Raw genomic sequence first — 23,979 nt, 5'->3', positions numbered from 1 at the left:
CAAAATAAAACGAGCCCCTTAGTCAAAAGGAAACTCGTTCATTTTTATAAATCATCTAAAGCATCTTTGACCTTATCAAAGAACCCTTTTTTCTTTGGGTTGACCTTCAAATCACTTGCTTCCGCAAAGGCTTGAAGGGCTTCTTTTTGCTTGTCATTTAAACCAGTTGGGGTGACGACATTGACAGATACATATTGATCCCCCATAGCACCACCACGTAAGCTTGGAGCCCCTTTCCCACGGAGGCGGAATTTCTTACCGGTTTGGGTTCCTTCAGGAATGACCAAATCGACATCTCCGTGAACGGTTGGCACATGAACCGTATCTCCAAGAGCTGCTTGGACAAAGTTCAAGTCTAACTTGTAGTAGATGGTTGAGCCATCTCGTTCGAAGCGATCGCTCGGCTCAACATTGACAACAACATACAAGTCACCATAAGGTCCACCGTTAAAGCCAGCTTCTCCTTGACCAGCTAAGCGGATTTGTTGACCTGTTTCAACTCCTGCAGGAATCTTGACGTTCACGCTATGGGCTTGTTTTTCATGACCTGTTCCACGACAAGTCGTACATGGATCTTTGATTTCTTGACCACGTCCATGACAGACGTCACAGGTCACTTGACGGCGCATCATCCCAAGAGGGGTTTGCGTATCCACATTGATAACCCCAGAACCATGACAGCGTCCACAGGTCACCGGACTAGTCCCTGGCTTAGCCCCAGAACCATGACAGGTATGACAGCTAGCTTCCCGATGGTACTTGACTTCTTTTTCCGCACCAAAAATCGCTTCTTCAAACTTGAGATTGACGCGGTATTGGAGGTCATCCCCTTGACGAGGCGCATTTGGATTGCGACTTGCACCACCACCAAAGAAGCTAGAGAAGATGTCTTCAAAGCCACCAAAACCAGCACCATCAAAGCCACCAAATCCACCTGCTCCGCCACCGAAGCCACCATTAGCCCCCGCAGCACCGTATTGGTCATAAGCAGCCCGCTTTTGTTCGTCGCTCAAAGTCTCATAAGCTTCTTGAACTTCCTTGTACTTTTCCTCAGCACCAGGCTCCTTGTTGATATCAGGGTGATATTTTTTAGATAATTTCCGATAGGCTTTCTTGATTTCATCTTGAGATGCATTCTTTGAAACGCCCAAACGGTCATAAAATTCAGTATTGTTCATTTAAGATACCAAGACCGTAAAATTCGACTGAAAAATAGGAAATCTGACGTAGGAGCGATGCTCCTAGACAGATTTATCTTTTTTCCGAGAATTTAGGTCGGGTTCAGTTCCTTTCTTTCATATTGAGTAAGAAACTTCAGAGCTCGAGTTCAATTCTCCGAACACTCTTTGTTCCTTTCCATTGTTATTGTGAAACAAACCCTACATCAATCAGGTTTATTCTCTTTTTACCGAAAAACAGAGGCTGGGTTACAACCTCTGTTAAAAAATTTATAGATAGTTCCTCAACCAATCTGGCATAGAATCATCATCAAGGCTCCAAGATTCAACCTCATATTCATCCTCACTCCAGACATTTTCATCACCATCAAAAAATTTACTACGAGAACACTTATATTTTACAACTGTATCGCCTTCTAAACGATATTCATTCCAGTAGTAACTCTTCCCGTGTCCCTTCCACTCATTAGTAGTGTAAATAGTTGACATAAACTACCCTCCTATAAATTATTTTACTTCTCAGTAAACTCTCCGTCTACGACATCATCGCCTGCGTTTCCTGTTGCTTGTGCACCTTCTGCTCCTGCTTGGGCTTGTTGCGCTGCTGCGGCTTGTTCGTAGAGTTTAACAGCCAATGCTTGTGCTTTTTCGTTCAAGGCTTCAAGTTTTGCTTTCATTTCTTCAAGGTTACCTGATTCTTGAGCTTTCTTAAGATCATCAAGTCCTGCTTGAGCTGCGTCACGTTCTGCATCAAAGCCTTTGCCTTCAGTTTCTTTGATGGTCTTTTCAGTCGCAAAGATAGCTTGGTCTACTTCGTTACGAAGGTCAACTTCTTCTTTACGTTTCTTATCTGCTTCAGCGTTTGCTTCTGCATCTTTCATCATGCGATCGATTTCTTCGTCTGTCAAACCTGAGTTTGATTGGATAACAATTGTTTGTTCTTTTTGAGTTCCAAGATCTTTCGCCTTAACAGATACGATACCGTTCTTATCGATGTCAAATGTAACTTCGATTTGTGGGATACCACGAGGTGCAGCTGGGATATCTGTCAATTGGAAGCGTCCAAGAGTCTTGTTATCTGCTGCCATTGGGCGTTCTCCTTGAAGAACGTGGATATCAACGGCTGGTTGGTTGTCTGCTGCAGTTGAGAAGACTTGTGATTTAGATGTTGGAATTGTTGTGTTACGGTCGATGAGTTTTGTGAAGACTCCACCCATTGTTTCGATACCAAGTGACAATGGAGTTACGTCAAGAAGGACAACGTCTTTCACGTCACCAGTGATCACACCACCTTGGATGGCAGCACCCATAGCCACAACTTCATCAGGGTTTACTGATTTATTTGGTTCTTTACCAGTTTCAGCCTTAACTGCTTCTACAACGGCAGGGATACGAGTTGAACCACCTACAAGGATGACTTCGTCGATATCTGACAAGCTCAAACCTGCATCTGAAAGGGCTTGGCGAACTGGAGTTTTCGTACGTTCTACAAGGTCACGAGTCAAATCATCGAATTTCGCACGAGTCAAGGTCATTTCCAAGTGAAGAGGACCAGCAGCGCCTGCAGTGATGAACGGCAAGCTGATTTGTGTTGAAGTCACACCAGAAAGGTCTTTCTTCGCTTTTTCAGCTGCGTCTTTCAAACGTTGAAGCGCCATCTTGTCTGTTGACAAGTCGATACCATTTTCTTTCTTGAATTCTTCAACCATGTAGTCGATGATTTTTTGGTCAAAGTCGTCACCACCGAGTTTGTTATCCCCTGCAGTTGCCAATACGTCAAAGACACCATCACCCAATTCAAGGATAGATACGTCGAATGTACCACCACCAAGGTCGAATACCAAGATTTTTTCTTCTTTATCAGTCTTATCCAAACCATAAGCAAGGGCTGCTGCTGTTGGTTCGTTGACAATACGTTCTACTTCAAGACCAGCGATTTTACCAGCGTCTTTAGTTGCTTGACGTTGTGCATCGTTGAAGTAAGCAGGAACTGTGATAACAGCTTTCGTTACTTTTTCACCAAGGTAATCTTCAGCATAACCTTTCAAGTATTGAAGAATCATAGCTGAAATTTCTTGTGGTGTGTATTCTTTACCGTTAGCAGAAACTTTTTCAGAAGTCCCCATCTTAGATTTGATAGAGATGATGGTATCTGGGTTTGTGACTGCTTGACGTTTTGCAGCGTCACCAACGATGATTTCACCGTTTTTGAATGACACAACAGATGGAGTTGTGCGGTTTCCTTCTGGGTTTGCGATAATTTTTGATTCAGTTCCTTCAAGAACCGCTACTGCTGAGTTTGTTGTACCTAAGTCAATACCGATAATTTTAGACATATGTTTTTCTCCTTGTTGATTTTTCTTCTTTTTTTGATATTTCCCTTAAGTGGTGGGGACGTGAGCAACTCCCTTCGGGATTTCATCACTTATTTTTGAGCCTACTGTCTCAAAAATCCCCTGTTTCAGTAGCACAAGCTACTGAAACTTTCACCACGGCGGGAAATATCTTCCTTGCAAGCCTCCGGCTTGCGTCTTATCTTTCTTTCATAGTTTAGTGTCGTTTCGGACAAGGCAGCCTAGTTATAAACCACTACCATGGCTGGGCGAAGGATGCGGTCATGGAGTTTGTAGCCTTTTTGGAAGACTTGTGCGATGGTGTCTGCTGGATGCTCGTCATCTGCAGGTAAGGTTTGGATGGCCATGTGGTAGTTATGGTCAAAGGCTCCATCTGCTGGAATTTCTTCGATTCCTTCTTCTTTCAGAGCATGTACCAAACTTTCTTGGACCATTTCCAAGCCCTTCTTCACATCATCTGTCAATCCTTCGACGGCAAGGGCACGTTCGAGGTTGTCAAGTGATGGTAAGATCGCTTTTGCCAAATCTTGGCTACGGTATTTTTGTAATTGTTGACGTTCTTCATTAGCACGGCGCTGAATGTTTTGCATTTCTGCATGAGCACGAAGGTACTTGTTTTCAAATTCCTCGGCACGCGCTTGTGCTTCTTCTAACTCAGAAGGTTGGTTGCTTTCCTCTACAACTTCTTCAGTTGTTTGGGCAACTTCCTCTTCTTTCACGTCTTCTTTTTTGATATCTTCTGTCAAGGCATACACCCCTTTCATTTGGTCTTAATTTACTTCATAATGGTTGCTGTTGAGGTAACGGTAGTAGTCCGTCAACTTCATGACTAATACCCGTCCGATAACATTGACCAGGCTTATCACACGCCTGTAGTCCATCTCTACGGGACCGATCACATGCATGAGGGCCATCCCACGATAAGGAACCAGGAACTTGTGGCTAATGACCGTCACATTTTTCAAGGCCTTCTCTTGGGATTCTGCAACCAGGATCTGGGTCATTTGGTCTTCTGGCATCCCCCCTCGCAACTCCAGAGCTACGTGTTGGGGGTTATCTAAGAACTGATAGGTCTGAAGATCGGCGTAGGTTAAGGATGAAACCTTTCCTTCTACAAAGACCAGTTCTTGAAACAGTTGCGAGAAGACATAATCAAACAGATCCAAGACATTGTCTGTCGTCTTAAAATAGCGCTGTACTATCTGTGGAATCTCTGTCCGCAAGCGGTAGTGGATATCCAAGACTGTATTTCCAATGAAACGTTCTTGAACCAGCTGATGGAAAATTTCCAAATCACTGGTTAAGAAATTCTTTGGAATGGCAAATTGTACAGTGACAGGCTTTGATTCATCCAAGGTCAGAACCGCTAAAGCATCGTGGTTGGATAAGGGAACAATCTCAAAACCAGTCAAGCGCTGCCGCGTCGGCTCAACATCCTGAATGACTGCGGTGTAGCCCGTCATCTGGGCCAATAACTTAGCCGTAGCATCCAAGATATCGTCTAACTTAAAGGCTTCGAAATCGAAGGCTTTTACCACCTGGTAGACATCTTGCTCATCAATCAACTCTAGATCCAGCGAGTTCTGAACAAAATATTGAAAACCAGCTCGGCTGGGCATTCGACCACTCGAAGTGTGAGCCTTTTCTAGTAAGCCTTGTTTTTCGAGGGCAGCCATGTCGTTTCGGATCGTCGCACTACTGGATTGAATGACATCTTGCAGTGCTTTTGAACCGACTGGTTCGCGGGTCTTGGTAAAGATATCGACGACAAGATTTAGAATCTCATTTTGACGTTCTGTAACCATGACCTCACCTCTCTTTCGTATTTAGCACTCTAAACACTCAAGTGCTAAACCATGATTCTATTATACACCCTCTCAAAAGAAAGTCAAGAAAAAAATCCAAAAAATTAGCACTCTTTTTTCAAGAGTGCTAAAAACCATTCTGAAGACCTAGAGAAGTGAATCTCCTCCTATTTTCCAGCCTTTTTCAATAGTTGAATATATTCTTCCAATACTAGCTGATGTTTGGCCATATACTGGGCGTTTTCTACGCCAACATAACGGAAATGCCAATTCTCAAAATTCACACCCGTGATGTTGCTCTTCCCATCTGGGTAGCGAAGGACAAAGCCATATTGCGGTGCGATGGCAGCCAGCTGCAAGCCCAACTCATCACTTTGACCAGCTTCGACACTCATATCGATCGCAAGCCCCGTCTGGTGTTCACTAGCACCAGGGAACTGTACCTGGGTCTGCACCTGCTTTTCAGCTTCTTCGTGTGAAAGACCACTGGCCTCTAATTGCGCAACACGCTCATTATAGAGCTCTGTTTGTTCCGCTACGCTTCGATAACCCGATATCAAAGTTTCTTCTGGGGCAATTTTTCGAGCCGCCTCTAGAAATTGACGAGTTGGCTCTACAATCCGACTATCCACTTTGATAGCATCCACATCTGTCAATTGTGGGTTCAACTCTGGCTTCACATTGTCACGATTGACCAAGATCAACTGCCAGTCTTTTGCCGAAACAGCTGGTAAATCTGATTTTTCTTTCTTTTTCTTAGAGGAAGAGGGAGTCGTTACAGCTGTTTTTTTTGCCTTCCAAAACTGAAGCCCTGAAAACAAGCTTGGTTTAGCCAAGTAAGCACCAATTCCTGATCCAAGGGCCACAAGAAGAAAGAAACTCAATAGGTAGGGCCACCGTTTCTTACGTTTTTTTCTTGCGCGTCTATACTTATTTGTCATGGCCATCCTCTAAGAGTTTTGCTCCAACCTTACGATAGGACAGATCTCCAATCTTTTCAATATGAAAGGCACCATCCTCATAGGCCAAAACCGTTACACTTCCGTTGTCCAAGACCAATTCTTCGACTGCTTTCGGATCAATGAGATAAATCAAGGTCGTAATGGTCATGCCGTGGCTGACAACAATCGCATTTCCACCGCCAGTTGCTTCCACCTCTTTTGCGATGGCTTCAAACCCTTCTTTGATCCGACCACTCAAGGCACCCCAAGATTCAGCCCAACCAGTGGTGTCGACTTCAACGATCCCTTCTGCCAACTCCATCAAGCTCAACTGATGAAAATCCTCGACCTTAAAAACACGGGGTAAAACCCCCATAAAGAGCTCGCCATCATAGGCACCGTCGAAGCTACCAAAACACCACTCGCGAATGCGTTTATCATAGCGATAAGGAATCTGACCTGTCAAACCAAGCTCTTGAAGAACAATTCCCATGGTTTGAATAGTTCGACCAGAATCACTCGAAACAGCCTCTTTAAAAGAAAGACCTGCTTCCTTAAGGCCAAGCCCTAATTCTCTAATCCCACGCTCTCCTGCTTCTGTCAGCGGAGTGTCTGACCAGCCCTGTGCTCGCCCAATGGTATTAAACATGGTTTTTCCATGACGAGCAATATATAATCTGGTTTTTGTCATTGTATTACCTCCGTATGTATCTCTTTCATTATATCATTTTTTGTAAAAAGAAAGTAGGAAAGCTCTTACAAGTTTTGAGAGAAAGAAAAGGCTATGACCAAAAGGTCAGCCTTTTACGACGGACTAGGATTCTTGCAAGCCTTCACCGACTTCACGGTAACTGCTATCTCCAAACACATTAACCGTCAATGCGCCATCTTCATATTCTACAAGGGTAACACTACCATTTGAAAGAGGCAGATTGAGATTTGGTTTTCCTTCAATTAGGCAGACCAAGGTCTGAATGGTCCAACTATGGCTGACCACCAAGGCATTGCCTCCTCCATTTTCTTCTACTTCTTTGGCAATAGCTTCAAAACCTTCTAAGATTCGGCCTTTCAAAACTTCCCAAGGTTCAGCCCAATTCGCTGTGTCCACTTGGCAGATGCCATTGGCCAAGTCTTCCAAGGTCAAGGTCTTATAATCTTCTACATCTAGCACACGCGGCACGACACCATGAAAGAGCTCACCACCGTAGGCTCCATCAAAGCTTCCGAAACACCACTCGCGAATCCGCTTGTCAAAGCGATAAGGAATTTTTTCTTTTAAACCCAATTGATCAAGTATGATCCCCATGGTCTGAATGGCACGACCTGAATCACTGGAATAGGCTCGGGTAAAGTCCAAACCAGACTCACGCAAGCCGATCCCTAGAGCCTCAATGCCTTTTTCTCCTTCTGCTGTCAAGGGTGTATCAGACCAGCCTTGAGCACGGCCAATGGTATTAAACATGGTTCTCCCATGACGAATCACAAATAATCTTGTTTTAGCCATCTTGTCTCCTTTTGCAAGAAAAAAGTCTGGAGTTTCATCATCACAGACTTTTCTATTTTCTACTATTATACTAGATTTCTCTTAGTTTTTAAAGCTATGAACCGGAGCCGGAATTTGACCACCACGGGCAATGAAATCAGCTGACGAAGCCTTGTTGACCTTCATTACCGGAGCAGACCCAAGAAGTCCTCCAAGCTCTAACATATCGCCTTCCTTGCCATAAGGAATGATGCGAACCGCTGTTGTCTTTTGGTTGATTACCCCGATAGCAGCTTCATCTGCGATCATGGCCGCAATGGTCGTAGCTGGAGTATCAGCTGGGATAGCAATCATATCCAGACCGACGGAACAGATAGCCGTCATGGCTTCCAATTTTTCCAGGTTGATATGACCCGATTGAACCGCTGCAATCATCCCTTCATCTTCTGAGACCGGAATGAAGGCCCCTGACAACCCACCGACTTGGTTACAAGCCATGATACCACCTTTTTTCACTTGGTCATTGAGCAGAGCTAGCGCTGCTGTAGTTCCATGGGTTCCTACTACTTCAAGCCCCATGGCTTCAAGGACACGGGCAACCGAATCCCCAACAGCTGGTGTTGGCGCGAGAGACAAGTCTACAATTCCAAACTCCACACCGAGACGTTCACTAGCCATTTGACCCACTAATTGTCCGACACGGGTAATCTTGAAGGCTGTCTTCTTAACTGTTTCAGCCAAGACATCAAAGCTTGCACCAGGAACTTTTTCAATCGCCCGTTGGACGACACCAGGTCCGGAAACCCCAACGTTGATGACGACATCCGCTTCACCGACACCGTGGAAGGCTCCCGCCATAAAGGGATTATCTTCTACCGCATTGGCAAAGACCACGAGCTTACCAGGCCCCATTGGATCTGCTTCCGATGCTTCTTTAATGATGCGGCCCATATCTCTAACCGCTGTCATATTGATCCCTGTCTTAGTCGATCCAATATTGACTGAAGAGCAGACAAAGTCCGTCTCTGCTAGGGCACGAGGAATAGAATTGATGAGAATTTCATCCCCTTTTTGGTAGCCTTTTTGAACCAGGGCTGAGAAGCCACCGATAAAGTTAATTCCGATCTCTTTAGCCGCACGATCCAATGCCTTGGCAAAGGGCACATAATCTGTCGCATTGGTTGCTGCCCCGATAATAGAAATCGGAGTGACCGAAACCCGCTTGTTGACAATAGGAATACCCAGTTCTGCCGCAATCTCATCTCCAACAGCCACCAAATCTTTGGCCTTTGTCACAATCTTATTGTAGACTTTTTCTGCTGCCTTATCGATATCTGGATCAATACAATCTAGAAGGGAGATCCCCATGGTGATGGTCCGAACATCAAAGTTCTGCTCCTCAATCATGGCAATGGTTTCTGTTACCTGTCTAATGTCCATAAATTCCCAACCCCTATCTTACAAATTGTGCATGGCATCAAAAATTGCTGCGCTTTGGATATTGATTTTGACATGAAGAGACTGACCGAATTCTTCCAACTCTGAACGAAGCTGCGTGAAATCTTTTTTCTCATCCGATGATACGACCGCCATCATGGTAAAGTATTCATCCAATACCGTTTGAGAGATATCGTCGATATTGAGTCCCAATTCTGCCACTTTCGTTGCGACACCGGCTACGATTCCTTTTTGGTCTTTTCCAACGACTGTAATAATTGCTTTCATTTCACTGCTCCATTCTATCTATTTGCTTCCATTGTAGCACATTCCCCTTAAAATCGCCCTTCTCAACTGAGAATGTTCGGATATTTTAATTGTTTTTGGATTGTCGAGCAAGACGCAGTGGTTGAGTGGGCTATACTACGCTGATTTCATCAGCTTTTACAGCCCTACTCAACTGTGCGGAGGTGGGACGACGAAATCGAATTCTAACGAATGACCGATTTCTGTCCCACTCTCTCTATTTTGACGATTCAGTTTCATCCTTTAAGATCTCTTTCTTCACGCGTACCGTACTCTCATACTCAGCTTCAGCTAAACGGTCAAACGGAAAGCGACGATTAAGTAAGACGATGGCAAGAGTCAGAATCAAATACAATAAAAGTGCAAAGAAGAGCAATAAAATTATGGATAGGGTTAAGAGGGAATTATCCGTCAAATCGCTGTTCAAGAACGAAATCAAATAGAACAATCCCTGAGGAATCAGATAGAAATAGCCGACTACTAGGATCCCCCGCCAGATGGTGCGAAGCCATTTTTGCTTTTCAAAATGCAGGCGAAATTTTAACAAAGCCATTCCCAAGGTTTTGCCCCGCCACAAAGGAAGCAAGCTAAAGTAAACCGCTAAAACCGCCACATAAGGAATCGTCCCTAAACGCCCAATCAATGCGTATAGAATAGATACCATCACAAAGTCGATCAAGAAGGCAAGACCCATCCGGAAACCAGATACTCTGGTTCCTACTCGGAAAGAATGCTCGTCAATTTCGTCTCGTGTCGGCAATAACCAAACCAGGAACCAACCGAGCAGATAGCCCACTCCACCACCAGTGGTATTTTGAATAATATCATCGACATCTGCTAGGCGGTAAGGACCTGGATACAGAAAGTAGAGACCTGACAACTGGGTCAGCTCCAAAAAGAGACTAAAGAAGGCTGTCAGAAGGATCGTTTTCTTAAAACCACACTTGAAATAATAGCGAAGATACATCCCAAAAGGAATCAACATCAGGACATTAAAGGCGGGCACATAAAAAGTCGGATGCTTAAGGGCTTGAATCCAAGTACCAGTCTGCGCTAAATCAAAGGGGCTCTCCTTGAAATAATCCACCACAAAAGCAAAGGGATGGAGATTGACCATTTCCGAGTAGCTAGTATGAATCTTACTTGGATCCGGCAGAGGCAAAATCACCAGCAGATAGACCGTCATCAAGTAAAGCATAAAAGAATAGAAAATCAGCACCCGCAATTTATTGACCGAACCATATTTTCGATAATTCAAAATCATGTAGGGCAAGGTCAGCAAAAATGCCAGGAAAGGGAAGAGCTGAACCGCCGTTTTAATAGTAGAGATATACCCCATTGTGTCTCCTTTTTTTCGTTATAAAATCACCCTTTGCACAATGACAAAAGGTGATTTTTCATTGATATAGAATATTATACGGCCTGGTAGAGGAAGAGTCAAGGAAGTACGATGAAAACCTTACTGAGGAGCCGTCTTAATAGTTAGCTTCTCCCCTTCAAGATAGTACTTCCGATAAAGACCAATAGATAACTCACAATCCCTGAAAGATGCAATAGCGTTGAGATCCATCCGGTGATTACTGGTAAGAGCATGAGACCAGATAGAAAAATTAAAAATAGATAAAACCATTTTACGGTGCGTGAGAACTCTTTCCACACGTTTGGCAGGATCATAACCCCTCCGGTCACAAAGGCGTATCCGACAGCAGATATCCCTGTTGCTTGAATGTCCTGCTCCTGGGTTAAGAGGTGAAAAACGATGGAAGAGAGGACTGTCGCCGTCATAAAAACGATCAAGACTTGTCTAGAGCCTCTTTTTCTTTCTAGCAGTCCTCCAAAAGGAAGGATCATGAGTCCATTTAAAATCAAATGGACCCATAAAAACCAGATAGGGGCTCCTTTACTACCGTGCATCAGGGTCCCGCTGACATATTGCCAACCATACACCGGCTTTGAATGAAAGGCCAATAGATCATACATAGCATCCCCATAAAAGGAAGTCAATAGACCGAGCAGCAAACAGATTAGAGCTAAAGTACTGATAACAGGATAGGTTATAAGGATTCTTTTCATATTTATCTTCTCTTTTTCAAAAAACAGCGTTACGATGTCTCCATTCACGACCATTATACCATGTAATTCAATGGAGACAGAAAAGTTTTTTGCTTCTTTCGTTTCAAATCTTTGCTGGAAAAACGAAATATCGTGACCTATTAGTCGATCATTATTCGTGACCGGAAAGCGATCCTGTTTTTTAGCCGTAGCAAAAATTTGACTTTCTATTTTAAAAAGAATATACTCATTCTAATCTGAGACAAATATTTTTTATTTTTTTAAATCAACAGTATTGTATTCAGAGAAAAAACTACTAACTTCATGGAGGTGACGCTATGTCATTAGAAGAAAAATTGAACCAAGCAAAAGGTTCTGTTAAAGAAGGCCTTGGTAAATTAACCGGCGATACAAAAACAGAAGCTGAAGGCACTGCTGAAAAAGTTGCTTCAAAAGCAAAAGAAGTTGCTGAAGATGCAAAAGAAGCTGTTGAAGGAGCTATCAAGGGCGTTAAAAATATCTTTCATAAAGACGACAAATAGTCTTTAACATCCTAGACCTACTCTATTTTCTACAGTCACATTTGACTGTGAAAGATAGGGTGGGTTTTATTTGCTTCAAATTCAGTTATACAAAAAGAACACCCCGAAGGGTGCTCTTTGTAAGTATAGTAATTCTTTCGAATTAACATTTTGAGTGCAGTGGTTGCCATCCAATCAAACATCGCTACGCTTGTTTTCTTGGGGCAACTATGCATAGCATATCTCTACGCGACTAAAGTCGCTAGAGCTATCCTAATTGCGCACCGCCAGTTCTCATACAAAAAAACACCTTGCAAGATGCAAAGTGTTTTCGTTTGTATTCTGCTTTCCAGCAACGAATTAACGTTTAGAGGCAATTGACTTCGTCGAATTGCAGCCGTATTTGTAAGTGGCTAAAGCCACAACAACTACGTCAACTGCCACAATTTAGTATGAAAACATAAAAAGAACACCTCGAAAGGTGTTCTTTGTAAATATTGTAATTCTTTCGAATTAACGTTTACTAAATTGTGAAGCTTTACGAGCTTTCTTAAGACCTGGTTTGACACAGTTGGATTTCAGGTACTTTCAGTTTAGCTTTATATCAACCATCATCAAAATCCAACTATTTTCTTATTTTAAAAAATATGAATAAGTTTGATTGAATGAGGGAATTTCTTTAAATTTTTTCTTAGCACCTATAAGTTAATAATACTATTCTTTAAATTATAGTTTATAATTATCTGATGTTTCAATGACCACAAAACAAAGTACAGCGAATCACTTCCTTTAGTCAAACATATAACTGAACAACATTGTTTATCTTCCTGCACTTTCATATTTTTTCAATCCTTTTCTAAAAATTGTACGACTGATAATAATCAAAAAAACTGTAAAAACTATTTGATAGAAAAATAGGTTCAATGTATCTTTCCCTAAAAATATTAATACTGCAGGATTGGCAATTAATAAATTGGGAACAAATAACATAGTGATCAATCTGTTAATACCTGTAAAAATATTATATGGATACTTAGAAATTCCAATATAATTCAAAAATACATCTACTTTTGAAAATTTAGTTGGGAACCAAAATGAACTAATCGTTATTAGAAACCAAATTGAATAATATATAATACAACCACACATTAAAGAAAGGATATAAAATAATATTTTTAATGAATTTAAATGTACATTTAAATTTCCATAACTTATAAAAATGATCGCAAGACCAAAAAAAGTATTCACGAATTGAACTAAATTAAATGATCTAAAAATATAGAACAACTGAGTATCAAACGGCCTCAATAAAATTTGATCCAAGTTACCACTCAAAATATCTGATTCTAAAATTCCCATACTTCTAATTAACAATCCCATCATAACTCCATCTACAATAGTGTAGGAACCTACCAAAAATAAAATTTGATAATAGTCCCAACCATTAAAAGAGTCTATGTTTAAGAAAATCAATCTAAAAAATACAATAGGTAAACCAATCCACAGTATCGACGAAAATAGACCACAAAAGAAGTCAAAATGAAAATTCATATCAGATTTAAAACCAAAATGAAGTAGCCTAAAAATTACTTTTATTCTAAACATTTTATCCTCCCACATTTGAGAAGTGCTCCACTCCTTTTCTCAATATGAATCTTGATATAATATAAAAAATGATGCACCAAATCAATTGAATACAAATAATTCTCAAATAGTCTATTAATTTATATGTATCATTACTAAACATCTGAAGCGGTTCATATACTAAGTATTTAAAAGGTAATACATCTAAAAACAGACGAAAATTATTTGAAAAAAAACTTAAAGGCAATAATATTCCTGATAAAAACTGAATTACTATTTCTTTAACAGTAAGGACAAAAAATATATTTTCTAACCAAAAAGAAAGCATACCTACACAACATGATATTAAAAACCATAGAACCATAGATAGAATAATTGCAATACTTCCTAAAATAAGAATTTCAATGGTTAATAACTCATTCTTGTAATAAACACTGGAGAATAAAATGACAGGAATGATGATAAATAATAAATGAGCAAGCCTATCTCCAAGCATTTTACAAAAATAATACTTATAAAAAGTAACAGGTTTTATTAATATGCTAAAAAAATTTCCTGAATGAACATCGTCATTGATTTCCCAATCAACTGGATAAAAAACAAAATATGAAAAAATTATAGTCCCCAAATAGTATTGAACCATTGAGGTAAAATCATATCCTGCTATATTTATCTGGTTACTCTGATATATATACGTCCATAAAAATACTGATATCATAATTTGTATACTTGCCTGTAACATTAACAATAGTACACTTGATTTATAGTTCAAAATAGATCGAAATGATATCAGAATAATAGACATTTCTTTTTTCAATTGTGCTCCTTTTTTGTAAAATAGTTTTGTAAAATAATTTCTTCTAAAGAAAGATTTGATATTTCAAAATCTTCTATATCTACAAGCTTATTGATTGATTCTAATGTCTCAAAGACAAAATCTCTAGGTATTTTTAGTATACATTCCGATTTTGTTTGAGAAATGACTACTACTCCTTTAACAGAGCATAACTCTGGTACCAAATCTAATGTCATTTTTATCTTTAAATATTTAAAATCAGAAAATTTAGATAAAATAACATCCATTGACTCCTGCAAAATAATTTTTCCTTTGTCAATGACGATTAATTCGTCACAAACAGACGAAATATCATCCATATCATGACTCGTTAAAATAATAGTAGTATGACATTCTTCATTCATTTTCTTTAAAAATGTTCTGATATCTTTTTTAGACTGTATATCTAACCCTATAGTAGGCTCGTCTAAAAATAATATTTCCGGACTTGTTAAAGATGCCGCGATAAACTCCATTTTCATTTTTTGTCCAAGAGAGAGGGTCCGGACCTGCTGGTAAAGCTGATCTTTTACATTCAACAAATTGCTTAATTCCTGAATTCGTTCTTGTAAAATCGCCGGTTCTACCTCATATAAAGTACCAATCAATTGAAAATAATCCATAGCCGAAACATCTTGAAATAACTGTAATTTATTTCCTACTACTATTGAAATTTTTTTTCTAAAATTTATACTTCTTTTAAATGGAATTTCTCCATTCACTTCTAATTTTCCGGAACTAGGATAAAGAGTCCCAGTCAACATTTTAATCGTTGTGGATTTACCAGCTCCATTACTCCCAATAAAGCCAACTATACTCCCTCTCTTAATCGTAAAACTAATATCTTGAACAGCTCGAATCGTTATTTGATTACGTTTCAAAAATCTCTTGATAAATGGGAGTCTTGAATCAAAATTATAAAAATTTTTAGATAAATTCTGAGCATTAATAACTATTTCACTCATATATCTCTCCTTTCGATAAAATATATTTACTTGTACTTTTTCCATACTTTACCAAAATGCTAAAGATTGAGCTAAAATCTTCGGGATGGGTAAAATAATATTTGTCTTTAAAAAGTTTCTCAAAACCTTCAAGGCGATTATTGAAATCATTAAATTTTGTATTGTCTAGCTGGTTGAATGTCTCTTTAATATCCATAAACTTTCTCCGTGATTCTTTATTTCACTTTATAAATAGAAGAGTGTCTGTATATTTATAGATCCTCAAGAACTTGCATTTTATCAAGTATAAGTAGAATAGTATGTAAGGGTTTACATTTTCATATTATATAATTATTTAAGGAATCCGTCAATTTTCCACATTATTATATGACAAAATGTATTTTTTAAAAATGCAAAAATCTATGAGCAAGATGTTTGACTTCCTTTTTTAAACTATATATACTTATATTAACCTTAGAAAAGAAAAAATGTTTGAACAGATATTCAATAATAATTACTTTTTTTAAAATTAAAATTCGAACTTTAAATTTTTATCTTTTTTATATTATTGAGTAACCTAAATTGCCCAATTTGTAAAATTTAGCTAGACAAAAAAAGACATCCAAGAGAAATTTCTTAAATGTCTGTAAACGTTGATATAAGCGTGTTGATTAACGTTTTGATAATTGTGAAGCTTTACGAGCTTTCTTAAGACCTGGTTTGGAAAGTATGGGTTTCAGTTGGACTAAAAACAGCGTATTATCAAGGCTTTTCAGGACGATATCTACTGATTAATTTCATAAAATATGAATCAATAGATTATAAATAGGGGAATAGTTTGGGTCTGTGAGCATTAAAATAATACACCTAACTTTGATCACCATTTTTTAGTTATTCACTCTTTTTTCAGATAGTGTTTTTAAAGTTATGATGTAAAATGCCGCAATCAAAACACTATACATCATAATCGGAGGATAGAGAATTAAGGATAGAATCAATCCCACTCCTTTAATTATTAGGTCAGGTATCAATAACTTTCTATATTGTGCGGTAGCTTCAAGTAATTCTTTCTGATCTATATTGGGTTTATCAATTACTTTATGTAAAAACCAGTTTGCTACCGTTGAAACAATAACGATCAGTCCATAAAAGAGCTGTGCCGTATGATTCATGAAATGACTACTAACTATTCCAGTAGCATAGGACATAAATGAAACAAAAAATAAAAGATACAAATCCTTTCAAATTCCTCCCTTTTCAACTTGGCTAACTTGACCTGCATTACCTAGGTCGCTTTGCTTTAAATTATACTTTTTTCTTAAACATTTGCTACGAGCAGGTCTTTCTTGTGAGTAATTTTCATCAAAAAATTTCATAGATAAGTCCTATATATAATCATGGAAAAGTAGTAAAAATAGTTGTTATCCTAGTTGATTAAAAAAATCTCTGATTTCCTCATCTTTTATAAAATAATATATAATTTTCCCCTCTCTTCTAGTATCCAAGATGTTTTGATTGGCTAGTTTACGAAGATGGTGAGAGGCAGATGCCATACTGAGATTTAGTAAACAGGCTATATCACAGACACAGAGTTCTTCAACAGCAAGGAGATAAAAGATGATATTTATCTGTTTATTATCGGTAAACTTTGATAAAATACGAAGTGATTTTTGGACTTTTTCCTTTTCAAGGTAGTTCGTTGCGGTTATAACATTTTGTTGATTTATAACATCCACTTGACAGATACTATCTTTTTTCATAATTTTTTCTCCTAGCCGAACACAGCCCTCAGCATGTCAAAGCTGTTGTTTTCAATCAGGATATACATCCCCAATCCTAAATAGACAACGGCAATAAACCATCTGCTATATTTTTCCAAAGTTTCTCCAACAGAAGGGACTTGTGCCAATTTTTGGGCAGAAAAAACCAAAAGATAAATCATGACTAGAAAAGTAAGTAAAGTCACTATCAAATTCGCTAAATTTAAGGTGGTAAAATATGGGACAAAGACACCAATATTGTCAGCGCCACAACTTGCAAAAGTAATCATAGCGACTAGAAAAATCAGGTTTTTATCATCTTTGCGCAAACCATCTTTTGCAATAGCTTCTCCATCAGAATCTCCTAAAAGCAAAACTTTGAGTCCTAGGAAAATTGGAATCAAACCGAGCAAACCTAAAATCTCTTTACTAGGAATATAATTTAAGACAAATGCAAAAAGTAAACTTAGCAATATTAGACTAACAGAGCCTAGAAATTGTCCTAAATAGATGTTAATGATGTCTTTTCTGCTTTTTCTTTTGGCAAAAAATAACATTAGGATAATAAGTAAGTCTACGGCTGTCCCAGAATACAGGATTATTGAAGTAACAATATTTTGAATCATAAAACACCTCATTCAAATATATTTTTGAATGTATTTTAACATTAAACTTTGTAGATGTCAACTTAAAATCCACCAATTAATAATTGCATGTCAATATTTGTATTGTGAAACTAGTTTCAGAAATATATAGTCTTAAAGTATGTCCACTGCCAATGGTTTTTTCAATATTTAAAAGGAGAGAACCAATTTGGTCCTCTCCAGGGTATAATTTTCCATCAACCCACTACAGTTGACAAAGAGCCGTTATTCTCAAATGAGACAACTCCTTTTAGTTTTTATAACCTCAGCTTCTCGGTCTCTTACCTACTTTTAATAGAAAGACTACGAAGGACGATTCTTAAAGTAGTCAGATTGTGCAATATCGAAAGATTAGATGGGCTTAACCAATTTAACAACCCAAATCCAATTAAACTTCCATTTATTACAACTGTTTCTTGAATATTTCTTTGAATTAATTTCTGCAACGATTCAGATAAAGAATTCAATTCCTCGAAGAAATCTAAACGATTATCTAATAATAAAATATCACTCATCTGCTTAGAAATATCAGCACTTTCATTCATCACAACCCCAATATCTGCAAGCGTCAAGGCAGCAGAGTCGTTTAACCCGTCTCCAACCATCAAAATAGTTCGGCCAGCTTTCTGTAATTCCTGAACCAACTGAAACTTACCATCTGGTTTTAAATCAGTATAAACGTTGTCAAATGGCAGATCTTTAACCAACTCTTCTGTTCTAGCCAACGTATCACCAGTTGCCAGAATCAGTTTTTTCCCTTGGCGCTTTAGCTTTTTCAATGCAACTTTCGCCTCGCTTCTCAAGGGAGTGTGGATACAAAACATCCCAATTAATTCTTTCTTATAAGCCAAAAACAATAAATTGTAATGAGTCTTATATTGCTCAATCAAGGCCAGCTGCTCAGAACTAATTCTTACCTGTTCGTCTTGCATTAGTACATAATTTCCAATGACAACCGATTGACCATCAATTTGCGATTTAATCCCTTTGCTTGCAACATACTGAAGCTTGCCATGCATTTCTTCGTGTTCAATGCCTTCAATTTCAGCTTGTTTAACAATTGCATTGGCAATAGGATGATAGATATGTTCCTCCAAACATGCACTTATTCTTAAAATATCTTTCTCAGTATAATCTCCGAAAGGAAGAACCTTTTCAACCAAAGGATAACTCGTCGTGATGGTACCCGTTTTATCAAACAAGAAAGTATCCACTTCCAGATATTTTTCTAATACATCACCATCTTTAATAACCATTTCTCGATTTAGACCTTCCTTTATGGCCGTAAGGTAGGCTACAGGTGTGGATATTTTTAGAGCACATGAAAAATCCACCAATAAAAAGGAAATGGCTTTTGAAAACGAACCTGTTAACAGATAAGTCAAACCAGCACCTAAGAAGTTATATTTTACAACCTTGTCTGCCATCCTAATAAAATGACGTTGTTTTGTCTTCTTACTCTCTTCAGATTTTTTCATCAGATTGATGAGTTGCAAAATACGACTGTTTATCTGATTATCAGTCACACGAATTCTTAACTCTCCTGTTTCCAAAACAGTATTCGCACATACAGAATCTCCCTCTTTCTTTTCAACAGGGAAGCTCTCTCCAGTCAAGGAACTCTCATTGACCATGCCTAATCCTGAAACCACTTGGCCGTCAAACAAGATTTCATTCCCTTGGGAGACAACTAATACATCACCTACTTGAACATCAGAACTCTTGATGCTGATGACCATGTCTCCCCGCACTAAGAAAACATCACTTTCTTTAGCAAGAAGGCTTTGTTCCAAATCTGTTGCTGTTTTTTTTAAAGACCACTGATCCAGATGATTACCCAAATCAAGCATAAACATGATGTTGCTAGCTGTCTTGGATTGGTTCATAAACAAGGACAACAAAATGGCCGAACAGTCCAAGACCTCCATGGTTAGTTCCTTGCGCGCTAAAGTTTGATAGGCTTCTTTGACATAACCCAAAGCCTGATAACAAGTCCAAATATAACGAATAGGGTAGGGTACAAAACTTCGAAACAGCAAACGCTTAATCGCTGCACCCGATACAATTGAATAAGCACTCTCTTCTCTACGAATGGGAAGAGTCATCAAGTCCGAAACTTTCCCCTTGTCAATTTTTTTTAAAAAGGCCTCTGCATTTTCTAATACAGAGAAGCCTTCTTTCATACGTAGAGTAAAGTGCTGCTGATCCATATAAAACTGAATAGAGTCGATCCCTTTTTCATCTTTAGCCAAGGAACGAAGATAATCTTGAATATCCAAGGTCAGTGAAAACGAGGACGATAATCGGATATGTTGATATCCTCTGTGTAGCACTTTAAAAGACATATTATTCACCTGTCAGGCTATCTAATTGTTCTTCTTTCTTTTCCTGTTCGTATAAATATTTAGCGTCTTGTAAAACATCATCACCGTGTTGTTTTACAACAGAAACAGATGCATCCAGTCCATCTTTCAATTTGTAAGCTTTAGCCAAGGCCTTAGAATAGCCTTTCTTAGCTTCTTTACTTGCTAAGACTTTCAAGCCAAGCGTCCCAAATGCTACCCCTCCTAAGAAGAGAGATGATTTTTTCGCAACTTTTGCGACGTTTAATACTTCTTTTAACATGTTTATTTCCTCCTTGTAACTATTGTAGCGAAAAATGACAGCAAAAGCAATTGCTGATATCTGATATATAGATAAAATTCTCTATACTGATATTTAATTATATTATGATGAAAACAATATACTTTATTTTTTGATACTGTCAATAATTATGTGTAAACACTTAAGTAGAGTTACGGAGTGTTAATTAAATAAGCTTTCAAGTGTATCAGAACATTGACCAAACCCTTTATGGATTCGTTGACTTTGCTTGAAATTATAATCTTCAAACAACGTAACTAAGTAACGTTCCAGAGCCTCCTCATTAGGAAAAAGAACCTTCTTTTTCGTTTGATGTTTGATTTCTTTGTTAAGAGACTCAATGAGGTTTGTCGAATACATGCTGTGCCAAATCTGGTAGGGAAACTGATAAAAAGTTAAAAGATTATCCGTCTTCTCCAGACTTTCCATGACTTTCCTATACTTTGGTTTCCATTCGGCGAGAAAGTCCTCTAAAGCTTGTCCTGCCATTTCTAAATTTTCAGCACGATAAATCATTATAAATTGCCCCAGAATAACCGCTCTATCTGCTCGTTTCACTTTACTAGCTAGATTTCGACTAATATGAATTAAGCAACATTGTTGTTTAGCTAATGGGTGAGCCTGACTGATAATCTGCTCAAGCCCCTTAAAGCCATCTGTAACTACAAGAGAAATCTGTTGGATTCCTTGGTTTTGAAGCTTGTCTAACAGGGTGGACCAAGAAGCATTGTTTTCTTGAGGCAACTGTGCATAGCATATCTCTATGCGACTAAAGTCGCTAGAGCTATCCTAATTGCGCACCGCCAGTTCTCATAGAAAAAAACACCTTGCAAGATGCAAAGTGTTTTCGTTTGTATTCTGCTGTCCAGTAACGAATTAACGTTTACTAAATTGTGATGCTTTACGGGCCTTTTTCAAGCCTGGTTTGGAAAGTATGAATTTCAGTTGGACTAAAAACAGCGTAATATCAAGACTTTTCTCCGCTTTTATAAAAGCTTTTTTCCAATCAAATTCAACTAATTTTATCCGAATGGTGTGGATTTTACCCCCAAAATTACAGAGAATGGAGCTGATAAACACTAAACGTTCACACCATTAGTTAAATGATTTTTTGTTCATCATTTTTCTTAGATGATAGAACTTCTAATTTATTTCTTATTCAAGCAAAAACAACCTGCTATAAGTAAGAAAGAGGAAGATACAAGAAAAACACGGCGTAAAAACCGATTCAGTTCATTGTCCTCAATCCTTGTCTGCTTCATTTTCTTTTACGAGATCGTTTTGTGAATCTTTTTCAGAGAGTTTTTGATCAATATACTTGTCAATGTTTTCATAAAATTCCTTGGTCGCTTCACTATCTAATGTTGGCGAGTTCTGAACTTGATTCACTTTCAATTGAACAGATTGAATACCGTAAGAGGCTTGTTTTTGGTGGAGTGTTTCTAATTCTTCTTCTGAAATCGGATCTCCAACAACCGTCAAGACCAATTCATTGTTACTTGACTTGTAGACTTGATTAATAACCGTATAATTGGCGAACTCTTTTCCTACAAACTGTTTGATCCCTTCTTTGCGCGCTTGTTCTATTGTCAGAGTAACTGCCGAATAGCTAGCTGGAAGAATCAACAATACAATCAAAGATATCAAGCCAATTCTCATTTTAATGCTCAGCTCTTTAAATGAAGTTAAAGGAGATTTTCTCATCAAAATTCTTGTTCCAACAATGTTGGCTAGCATGATAAAGACACAGTTGATCAAGAAAAGATAGAGAGCCCCCAATAAAAATCGTACATTCCCATTAGCTAAACCATAGCCAGCAGTACAGATAGGCGGCATCAGAGCTGTAGCAATGGCTACTCCTGGCACGATATTGTTTGCTTCTTTTTTCCTTGAACCGATCACACCAGCAATCCCACCAGCAATAGCAATGAGGACATCCCAAATGGTTGGAGAGGTTCGTGCAATCAACTCGCTACTTGCATAAGACAAGGGAGAAATCCAGAAATACAGAGTCGAGACAAGCAAACTGACCAACACTTGAGTCAATAAAACCTCTAGAGATTGCTTGATTAAACGCGTATCAAAAATAGCTAAACCGAATCCCAGTCCAACAATCGGTGTCATGAGAGGTGAAATCAACATGGCTCCTATAATGACAGCTGTTGAATTCATATTTAGTCCGATAGAGGCAATAAAAATTGCACACATCAAAATCGCTGTATCTCTCAATCGAACATGAAGGTCATCGTATAATTTCTCACGGTATTCCCGTGTTGAATAATTGGCAGTCATTTGTCCTCTCCTCTTTCCTTATTTAAATTGGTATAATAATTAAAAATAACAGCTGATAAACAGCCAAAAAATATGAGCCCATAAATCGTCAAGAAGACACTGGTAATCCTTCCAATCAAGGTCACAGCTAGGAGATCCCCGTAGCCGACAGTCGTCGAAGTCACAAAAGCATACCAAAGACCGTCTCCGTAATTTGTGATAGCAGGTTCAACTAGGAAAAGCACGCCTCCTGACCCAAAAACAAAGGTCACAAAACTCAGAGCAAACCGAGTAAAACCCGTAACCTGCATAATATGCCATAACATTTTTAAACGTTTCATTTGTTCTCCTTATTCATACTAGCTCCTGACCGAGCCGTTTTTTTCCAATAATCAAAGTGAAGATAGGACATGATCTCCATCAGAGAAAGATAGACAAACTGATAGATCTGATTTAAGCTGATTATCAACTGATATTGTTTGAAAAATGACTGGAAGAAAGACCAGATATGACTGTCTTGAATCAGTCCCTTCTTAATATCAGACAGGATATTAGCTAAAGCTCCCAAGGACTGAAACGGTAAATCCTTGACATTTATATAGATCCGGTCCACCACATCATTCAGACTGGTATCTTGGATGGCATGAAATTCTCCAAAGAGAACTCCTGCCGCTCCAAGAGTAGAAACAAATTCCACCAAATAATTTCTGAGGAAATTTTCTCAACCTTTTCCCATAATGTGTTTAGTGCCATCCATAACGATCCCAACCAGAAAAAGGAAAGAAAACAAGCAAAGAAATTTTGCCGTAAATCCCAAAAAGCTTCAAGACTTGGTGTTGTTGGTTTTTCTAACTCTAAAACCAAGATGGTCATAATAATTGCTAGAACAGCATCTGTCAATACAATTAATCTGTCTTTCTTCATCGGATTGCATCCCCTTTCTTTTTTGTAACATTCTATCTTATCGCATAATATTGGATATTCTTTCATAATCCGACTACAAACAAAAATAAACCAAAAAGTATGTCCCTATTATACTATATTTAACTCTAGAAGTATTCATCCATCTAATTAATAAATATATCATATTTCACAATAAGTGAATACTATCAAAGATTCATCCCCTTTCACTTCATCATGTAGTGTTGCTTAGATTTATCAAAAACAACCAAATTTGTATTAATTTCAAGTATCACCTAGTTACAAAAATTTGGGGTGAAC

28 protein-coding genes are annotated in these 23,979 nt (G+C 38.4%); 1 reads left to right on the top strand and 27 read right to left on the bottom strand.

What is annotated here, in order from left to right; genetic code table 11:
* Window positions 1-44 precede the first annotated feature (44 nt).
* The 12 genes from dnaJ to NMM13_RS07750 all read right to left on the bottom strand — a co-directional run bounded on the left by dnaJ (window position 45) and on the right by NMM13_RS07750 (window position 11,577).
* Window positions 45-1,178 carry a molecular chaperone DnaJ gene (dnaJ, locus tag NMM13_RS07805; protein WP_003004734.1) on the bottom strand — a complete coding sequence of 378 codons (1,134 nt, stop codon included), beginning with the start codon at window positions 1,176-1,178 and terminating at the stop codon, window positions 45-47.
* A gap of 270 nt (window positions 1,179-1,448) precedes the next feature.
* Complete coding sequence (locus NMM13_RS07800) at window positions 1,449-1,667, bottom strand: hypothetical protein (RefSeq protein WP_049518522.1); 219 nt, start codon at window positions 1,665-1,667, stop codon at window positions 1,449-1,451.
* A 23-nt stretch (window positions 1,668-1,690) separates the two neighbouring features.
* A complete protein-coding gene (dnaK, locus tag NMM13_RS07795) occupies window positions 1,691-3,514 on the bottom strand; it encodes a molecular chaperone DnaK (RefSeq protein ID WP_013904674.1) in 1,824 nt (607 codons plus the stop codon).
* A gap of 239 nt (window positions 3,515-3,753) precedes the next feature.
* Window positions 3,754-4,278 carry a nucleotide exchange factor GrpE gene (gene grpE, locus NMM13_RS07790; protein WP_301355021.1) on the bottom strand — a complete coding sequence of 175 codons (525 nt, stop codon included), beginning with the start codon at window positions 4,276-4,278 and terminating at the stop codon, window positions 3,754-3,756.
* A gap of 24 nt (window positions 4,279-4,302) precedes the next feature.
* Window positions 4,303-5,337, bottom strand: coding sequence for a heat-inducible transcriptional repressor HrcA (gene hrcA / locus NMM13_RS07785; RefSeq protein WP_003013962.1), 1,035 nt, complete (start codon window positions 5,335-5,337; stop codon window positions 4,303-4,305).
* 167 nt (window positions 5,338-5,504) lie between these two features.
* Complete coding sequence (locus NMM13_RS07780; RefSeq protein ID WP_302849559.1) at window positions 5,505-6,284, bottom strand: M15 family metallopeptidase; 780 nt, start codon at window positions 6,282-6,284, stop codon at window positions 5,505-5,507.
* On the bottom strand, window positions 6,268-6,969 hold the full coding sequence (locus NMM13_RS07775; RefSeq protein WP_254728399.1) for a histidine phosphatase family protein: 702 nt from the start codon (window positions 6,967-6,969) through the stop codon (window positions 6,268-6,270). The genes NMM13_RS07780 and NMM13_RS07775 overlap by 17 nt, the downstream gene beginning before the upstream one ends.
* Before the next feature lie 123 nt (window positions 6,970-7,092).
* Window positions 7,093-7,782 (bottom strand): histidine phosphatase family protein, encoded by a 690-nt coding sequence (locus NMM13_RS07770; RefSeq protein WP_254728398.1) that lies wholly within the window; start codon window positions 7,780-7,782, stop codon window positions 7,093-7,095.
* A gap of 81 nt (window positions 7,783-7,863) precedes the next feature.
* On the bottom strand, window positions 7,864-9,201 hold the full coding sequence (locus NMM13_RS07765; RefSeq protein WP_254728396.1) for a PFL family protein: 1,338 nt from the start codon (window positions 9,199-9,201) through the stop codon (window positions 7,864-7,866).
* Window positions 9,202-9,219: 18 nt separating this feature from the next.
* Entirely contained in the window at window positions 9,220-9,486 is a 267-nt protein-coding gene (locus NMM13_RS07760; RefSeq protein WP_003004214.1) for an ACT domain-containing protein, read from the bottom strand.
* A gap of 235 nt (window positions 9,487-9,721) precedes the next feature.
* The gene (locus NMM13_RS07755) at window positions 9,722-10,843 is read right to left on the bottom strand and encodes a VanZ family protein (RefSeq protein ID WP_254728394.1); all 1,122 of its coding nucleotides are present in this window, start codon (window positions 10,841-10,843) and stop codon (window positions 9,722-9,724) included.
* 143 nt (window positions 10,844-10,986) lie between these two features.
* Window positions 10,987-11,577, bottom strand: coding sequence for a rhomboid family intramembrane serine protease (locus NMM13_RS07750; protein WP_254728391.1), 591 nt, complete (start codon window positions 11,575-11,577; stop codon window positions 10,987-10,989).
* A 317-nt stretch (window positions 11,578-11,894) separates the two neighbouring features.
* Here NMM13_RS07750 and NMM13_RS07745 point away from each other — a divergent pair, with 317 nt between their 5' ends.
* Window positions 11,895-12,098 carry a CsbD family protein gene (locus tag NMM13_RS07745; protein ID WP_049471982.1) on the top strand — a complete coding sequence of 68 codons (204 nt, stop codon included), beginning with the start codon at window positions 11,895-11,897 and terminating at the stop codon, window positions 12,096-12,098.
* 798 nt (window positions 12,099-12,896) lie between these two features.
* Here the strand turns inward: NMM13_RS07745 and NMM13_RS07740 are convergent.
* The 15 genes from NMM13_RS07740 to NMM13_RS07675 form a co-directional block, all read right to left on the bottom strand.
* Window positions 12,897-13,682, bottom strand: a complete 786-nt coding sequence (locus NMM13_RS07740; protein ID WP_003013947.1) for an ABC transporter permease — start codon at window positions 13,680-13,682, stop codon at window positions 12,897-12,899.
* Window position 13,683: 1 nt separating this feature from the next.
* Entirely contained in the window at window positions 13,684-14,478 is a 795-nt protein-coding gene (locus tag NMM13_RS07735) for an ABC-2 family transporter protein (RefSeq protein ID WP_003013825.1), read from the bottom strand.
* Entirely contained in the window at window positions 14,475-15,461 is a 987-nt protein-coding gene (locus NMM13_RS07730; protein ID WP_003010129.1) for an ATP-binding cassette domain-containing protein, read from the bottom strand. Before NMM13_RS07730 ends, NMM13_RS07735 begins: the two co-directional genes overlap by 4 nt.
* Entirely contained in the window at window positions 15,454-15,657 is a 204-nt protein-coding gene (locus tag NMM13_RS07725; protein ID WP_003010127.1) for a hypothetical protein, read from the bottom strand. Before NMM13_RS07725 ends, NMM13_RS07730 begins: the two co-directional genes overlap by 8 nt.
* Window positions 15,658-16,327: 670 nt before the next feature.
* Window positions 16,328-16,648, bottom strand: coding sequence for a hypothetical protein (locus NMM13_RS07720; RefSeq protein ID WP_050783834.1), 321 nt, complete (start codon window positions 16,646-16,648; stop codon window positions 16,328-16,330).
* A 33-nt stretch (window positions 16,649-16,681) separates the two neighbouring features.
* Window positions 16,682-16,816, bottom strand: coding sequence for a hypothetical protein (locus NMM13_RS10110; RefSeq protein WP_003004655.1), 135 nt, complete (start codon window positions 16,814-16,816; stop codon window positions 16,682-16,684).
* Window positions 16,817-16,861: 45 nt separating this feature from the next.
* The gene (cadX, locus tag NMM13_RS07715; RefSeq protein ID WP_003004755.1) at window positions 16,862-17,200 is read right to left on the bottom strand and encodes a Cd(II)/Zn(II)-sensing metalloregulatory transcriptional regulator CadX; all 339 of its coding nucleotides are present in this window, start codon (window positions 17,198-17,200) and stop codon (window positions 16,862-16,864) included.
* An 11-nt stretch (window positions 17,201-17,211) separates the two neighbouring features.
* Window positions 17,212-17,826, bottom strand: a complete 615-nt coding sequence (locus NMM13_RS07710) for a CadD family cadmium resistance transporter (RefSeq protein WP_302849557.1) — start codon at window positions 17,824-17,826, stop codon at window positions 17,212-17,214.
* 299 nt (window positions 17,827-18,125) lie between these two features.
* Window positions 18,126-20,189 carry a heavy metal translocating P-type ATPase gene (locus NMM13_RS07705; protein WP_002893754.1) on the bottom strand — a complete coding sequence of 688 codons (2,064 nt, stop codon included), beginning with the start codon at window positions 20,187-20,189 and terminating at the stop codon, window positions 18,126-18,128.
* 1 nt (window position 20,190) lies between these two features.
* The gene (locus NMM13_RS07700) at window positions 20,191-20,469 is read right to left on the bottom strand and encodes a DUF6110 family protein (protein WP_002893755.1); all 279 of its coding nucleotides are present in this window, start codon (window positions 20,467-20,469) and stop codon (window positions 20,191-20,193) included.
* Window positions 20,470-20,649: 180 nt separating this feature from the next.
* The gene (locus NMM13_RS07695; protein ID WP_255260894.1) at window positions 20,650-21,252 is read right to left on the bottom strand and encodes a transposase; all 603 of its coding nucleotides are present in this window, start codon (window positions 21,250-21,252) and stop codon (window positions 20,650-20,652) included.
* 477 nt (window positions 21,253-21,729) lie between these two features.
* Entirely contained in the window at window positions 21,730-22,779 is a 1,050-nt protein-coding gene (locus NMM13_RS07690; protein WP_000126416.1) for a DUF389 domain-containing protein, read from the bottom strand.
* Window positions 22,776-23,099: a potassium channel family protein gene (locus NMM13_RS07685; RefSeq protein ID WP_000825751.1), complete on the bottom strand. Its 324-nt coding sequence runs from the start codon at window positions 23,097-23,099 to the stop codon at window positions 22,776-22,778. The genes NMM13_RS07690 and NMM13_RS07685 overlap by 4 nt, the downstream gene beginning before the upstream one ends.
* Window positions 23,096-23,455: a hypothetical protein gene (locus tag NMM13_RS07680; RefSeq protein WP_000397555.1), complete on the bottom strand. Its 360-nt coding sequence runs from the start codon at window positions 23,453-23,455 to the stop codon at window positions 23,096-23,098. Before NMM13_RS07680 ends, NMM13_RS07685 begins: the two co-directional genes overlap by 4 nt.
* Complete coding sequence (locus NMM13_RS07675; RefSeq protein WP_006151097.1) at window positions 23,380-23,682, bottom strand: TMEM175 family protein; 303 nt, start codon at window positions 23,680-23,682, stop codon at window positions 23,380-23,382. The genes NMM13_RS07680 and NMM13_RS07675 overlap by 76 nt, the downstream gene beginning before the upstream one ends.
* Window positions 23,683-23,979: the final 297 nt, after the last annotated feature.

The sequence above is a fragment of the Streptococcus sp. CF8_St5-11 genome, assembly GCF_024295625.1.
Classification (GTDB): Bacteria; Bacillota; Bacilli; order Lactobacillales; family Streptococcaceae; genus Streptococcus.
Note: the sequence above shows the minus strand (reverse complement) of the source record. Positions and strands in the feature narration are given on the sequence as shown.

Coding starts and splice junctions, on each gene's coding strand:
- dnaJ (WP_003004734.1), bottom strand. CDS start 1,178: ATGAACAATACTGAATTTTATGACCGTTTGGGCGTTTCAAAGAATGCA.
- NMM13_RS07800 (WP_049518522.1), bottom strand. CDS start 1,667: ATGTCAACTATTTACACTACTAATGAGTGGAAGGGACACGGGAAGAGT.
- dnaK (WP_013904674.1), bottom strand. CDS start 3,514: ATGTCTAAAATTATCGGTATTGACTTAGGTACAACAAACTCAGCAGTA.
- hrcA (WP_003013962.1), bottom strand. CDS start 5,337: ATGGTTACAGAACGTCAAAATGAGATTCTAAATCTTGTCGTCGATATC.
- NMM13_RS07780 (WP_302849559.1), bottom strand. CDS start 6,284: ATGGCCATGACAAATAAGTATAGACGCGCAAGAAAAAAACGTAAGAAA.
- NMM13_RS07775 (WP_254728399.1), bottom strand. CDS start 6,969: ATGACAAAAACCAGATTATATATTGCTCGTCATGGAAAAACCATGTTT.
- NMM13_RS07770 (WP_254728398.1), bottom strand. CDS start 7,782: ATGGCTAAAACAAGATTATTTGTGATTCGTCATGGGAGAACCATGTTT.
- NMM13_RS07765 (WP_254728396.1), bottom strand. CDS start 9,201: ATGGACATTAGACAGGTAACAGAAACCATTGCCATGATTGAGGAGCAG.
- NMM13_RS07760 (WP_003004214.1), bottom strand. CDS start 9,486: ATGAAAGCAATTATTACAGTCGTTGGAAAAGACCAAAAAGGAATCGTA.
- NMM13_RS07755 (WP_254728394.1), bottom strand. CDS start 10,843: ATGGGGTATATCTCTACTATTAAAACGGCGGTTCAGCTCTTCCCTTTC.
- NMM13_RS07750 (WP_254728391.1), bottom strand. CDS start 11,577: ATGAAAAGAATCCTTATAACCTATCCTGTTATCAGTACTTTAGCTCTA.
- NMM13_RS07745 (WP_049471982.1), top strand. CDS start 11,895: ATGTCATTAGAAGAAAAATTGAACCAAGCAAAAGGTTCTGTTAAAGAA.
- NMM13_RS07740 (WP_003013947.1), bottom strand. CDS start 13,682: ATGTTTAGAATAAAAGTAATTTTTAGGCTACTTCATTTTGGTTTTAAA.
- NMM13_RS07730 (WP_003010129.1), bottom strand. CDS start 15,461: ATGAGTGAAATAGTTATTAATGCTCAGAATTTATCTAAAAATTTTTAT.
- NMM13_RS07725 (WP_003010127.1), bottom strand. CDS start 15,657: ATGGATATTAAAGAGACATTCAACCAGCTAGACAATACAAAATTTAAT.
- NMM13_RS07720 (WP_050783834.1), bottom strand. CDS start 16,648: ATGTCCTATGCTACTGGAATAGTTAGTAGTCATTTCATGAATCATACG.
- NMM13_RS10110 (WP_003004655.1), bottom strand. CDS start 16,816: ATGAAATTTTTTGATGAAAATTACTCACAAGAAAGACCTGCTCGTAGC.
- cadX (WP_003004755.1), bottom strand. CDS start 17,200: ATGAAAAAAGATAGTATCTGTCAAGTGGATGTTATAAATCAACAAAAT.
- NMM13_RS07710 (WP_302849557.1), bottom strand. CDS start 17,826: ATGATTCAAAATATTGTTACTTCAATAATCCTGTATTCTGGGACAGCC.
- NMM13_RS07705 (WP_002893754.1), bottom strand. CDS start 20,189: ATGTCTTTTAAAGTGCTACACAGAGGATATCAACATATCCGATTATCG.
- NMM13_RS07700 (WP_002893755.1), bottom strand. CDS start 20,469: ATGTTAAAAGAAGTATTAAACGTCGCAAAAGTTGCGAAAAAATCATCT.
- NMM13_RS07690 (WP_000126416.1), bottom strand. CDS start 22,779: ATGACTGCCAATTATTCAACACGGGAATACCGTGAGAAATTATACGAT.
- NMM13_RS07685 (WP_000825751.1), bottom strand. CDS start 23,099: ATGAAACGTTTAAAAATGTTATGGCATATTATGCAGGTTACGGGTTTT.
- NMM13_RS07675 (WP_006151097.1), bottom strand. CDS start 23,682: ATGAAGAAAGACAGATTAATTGTATTGACAGATGCTGTTCTAGCAATT.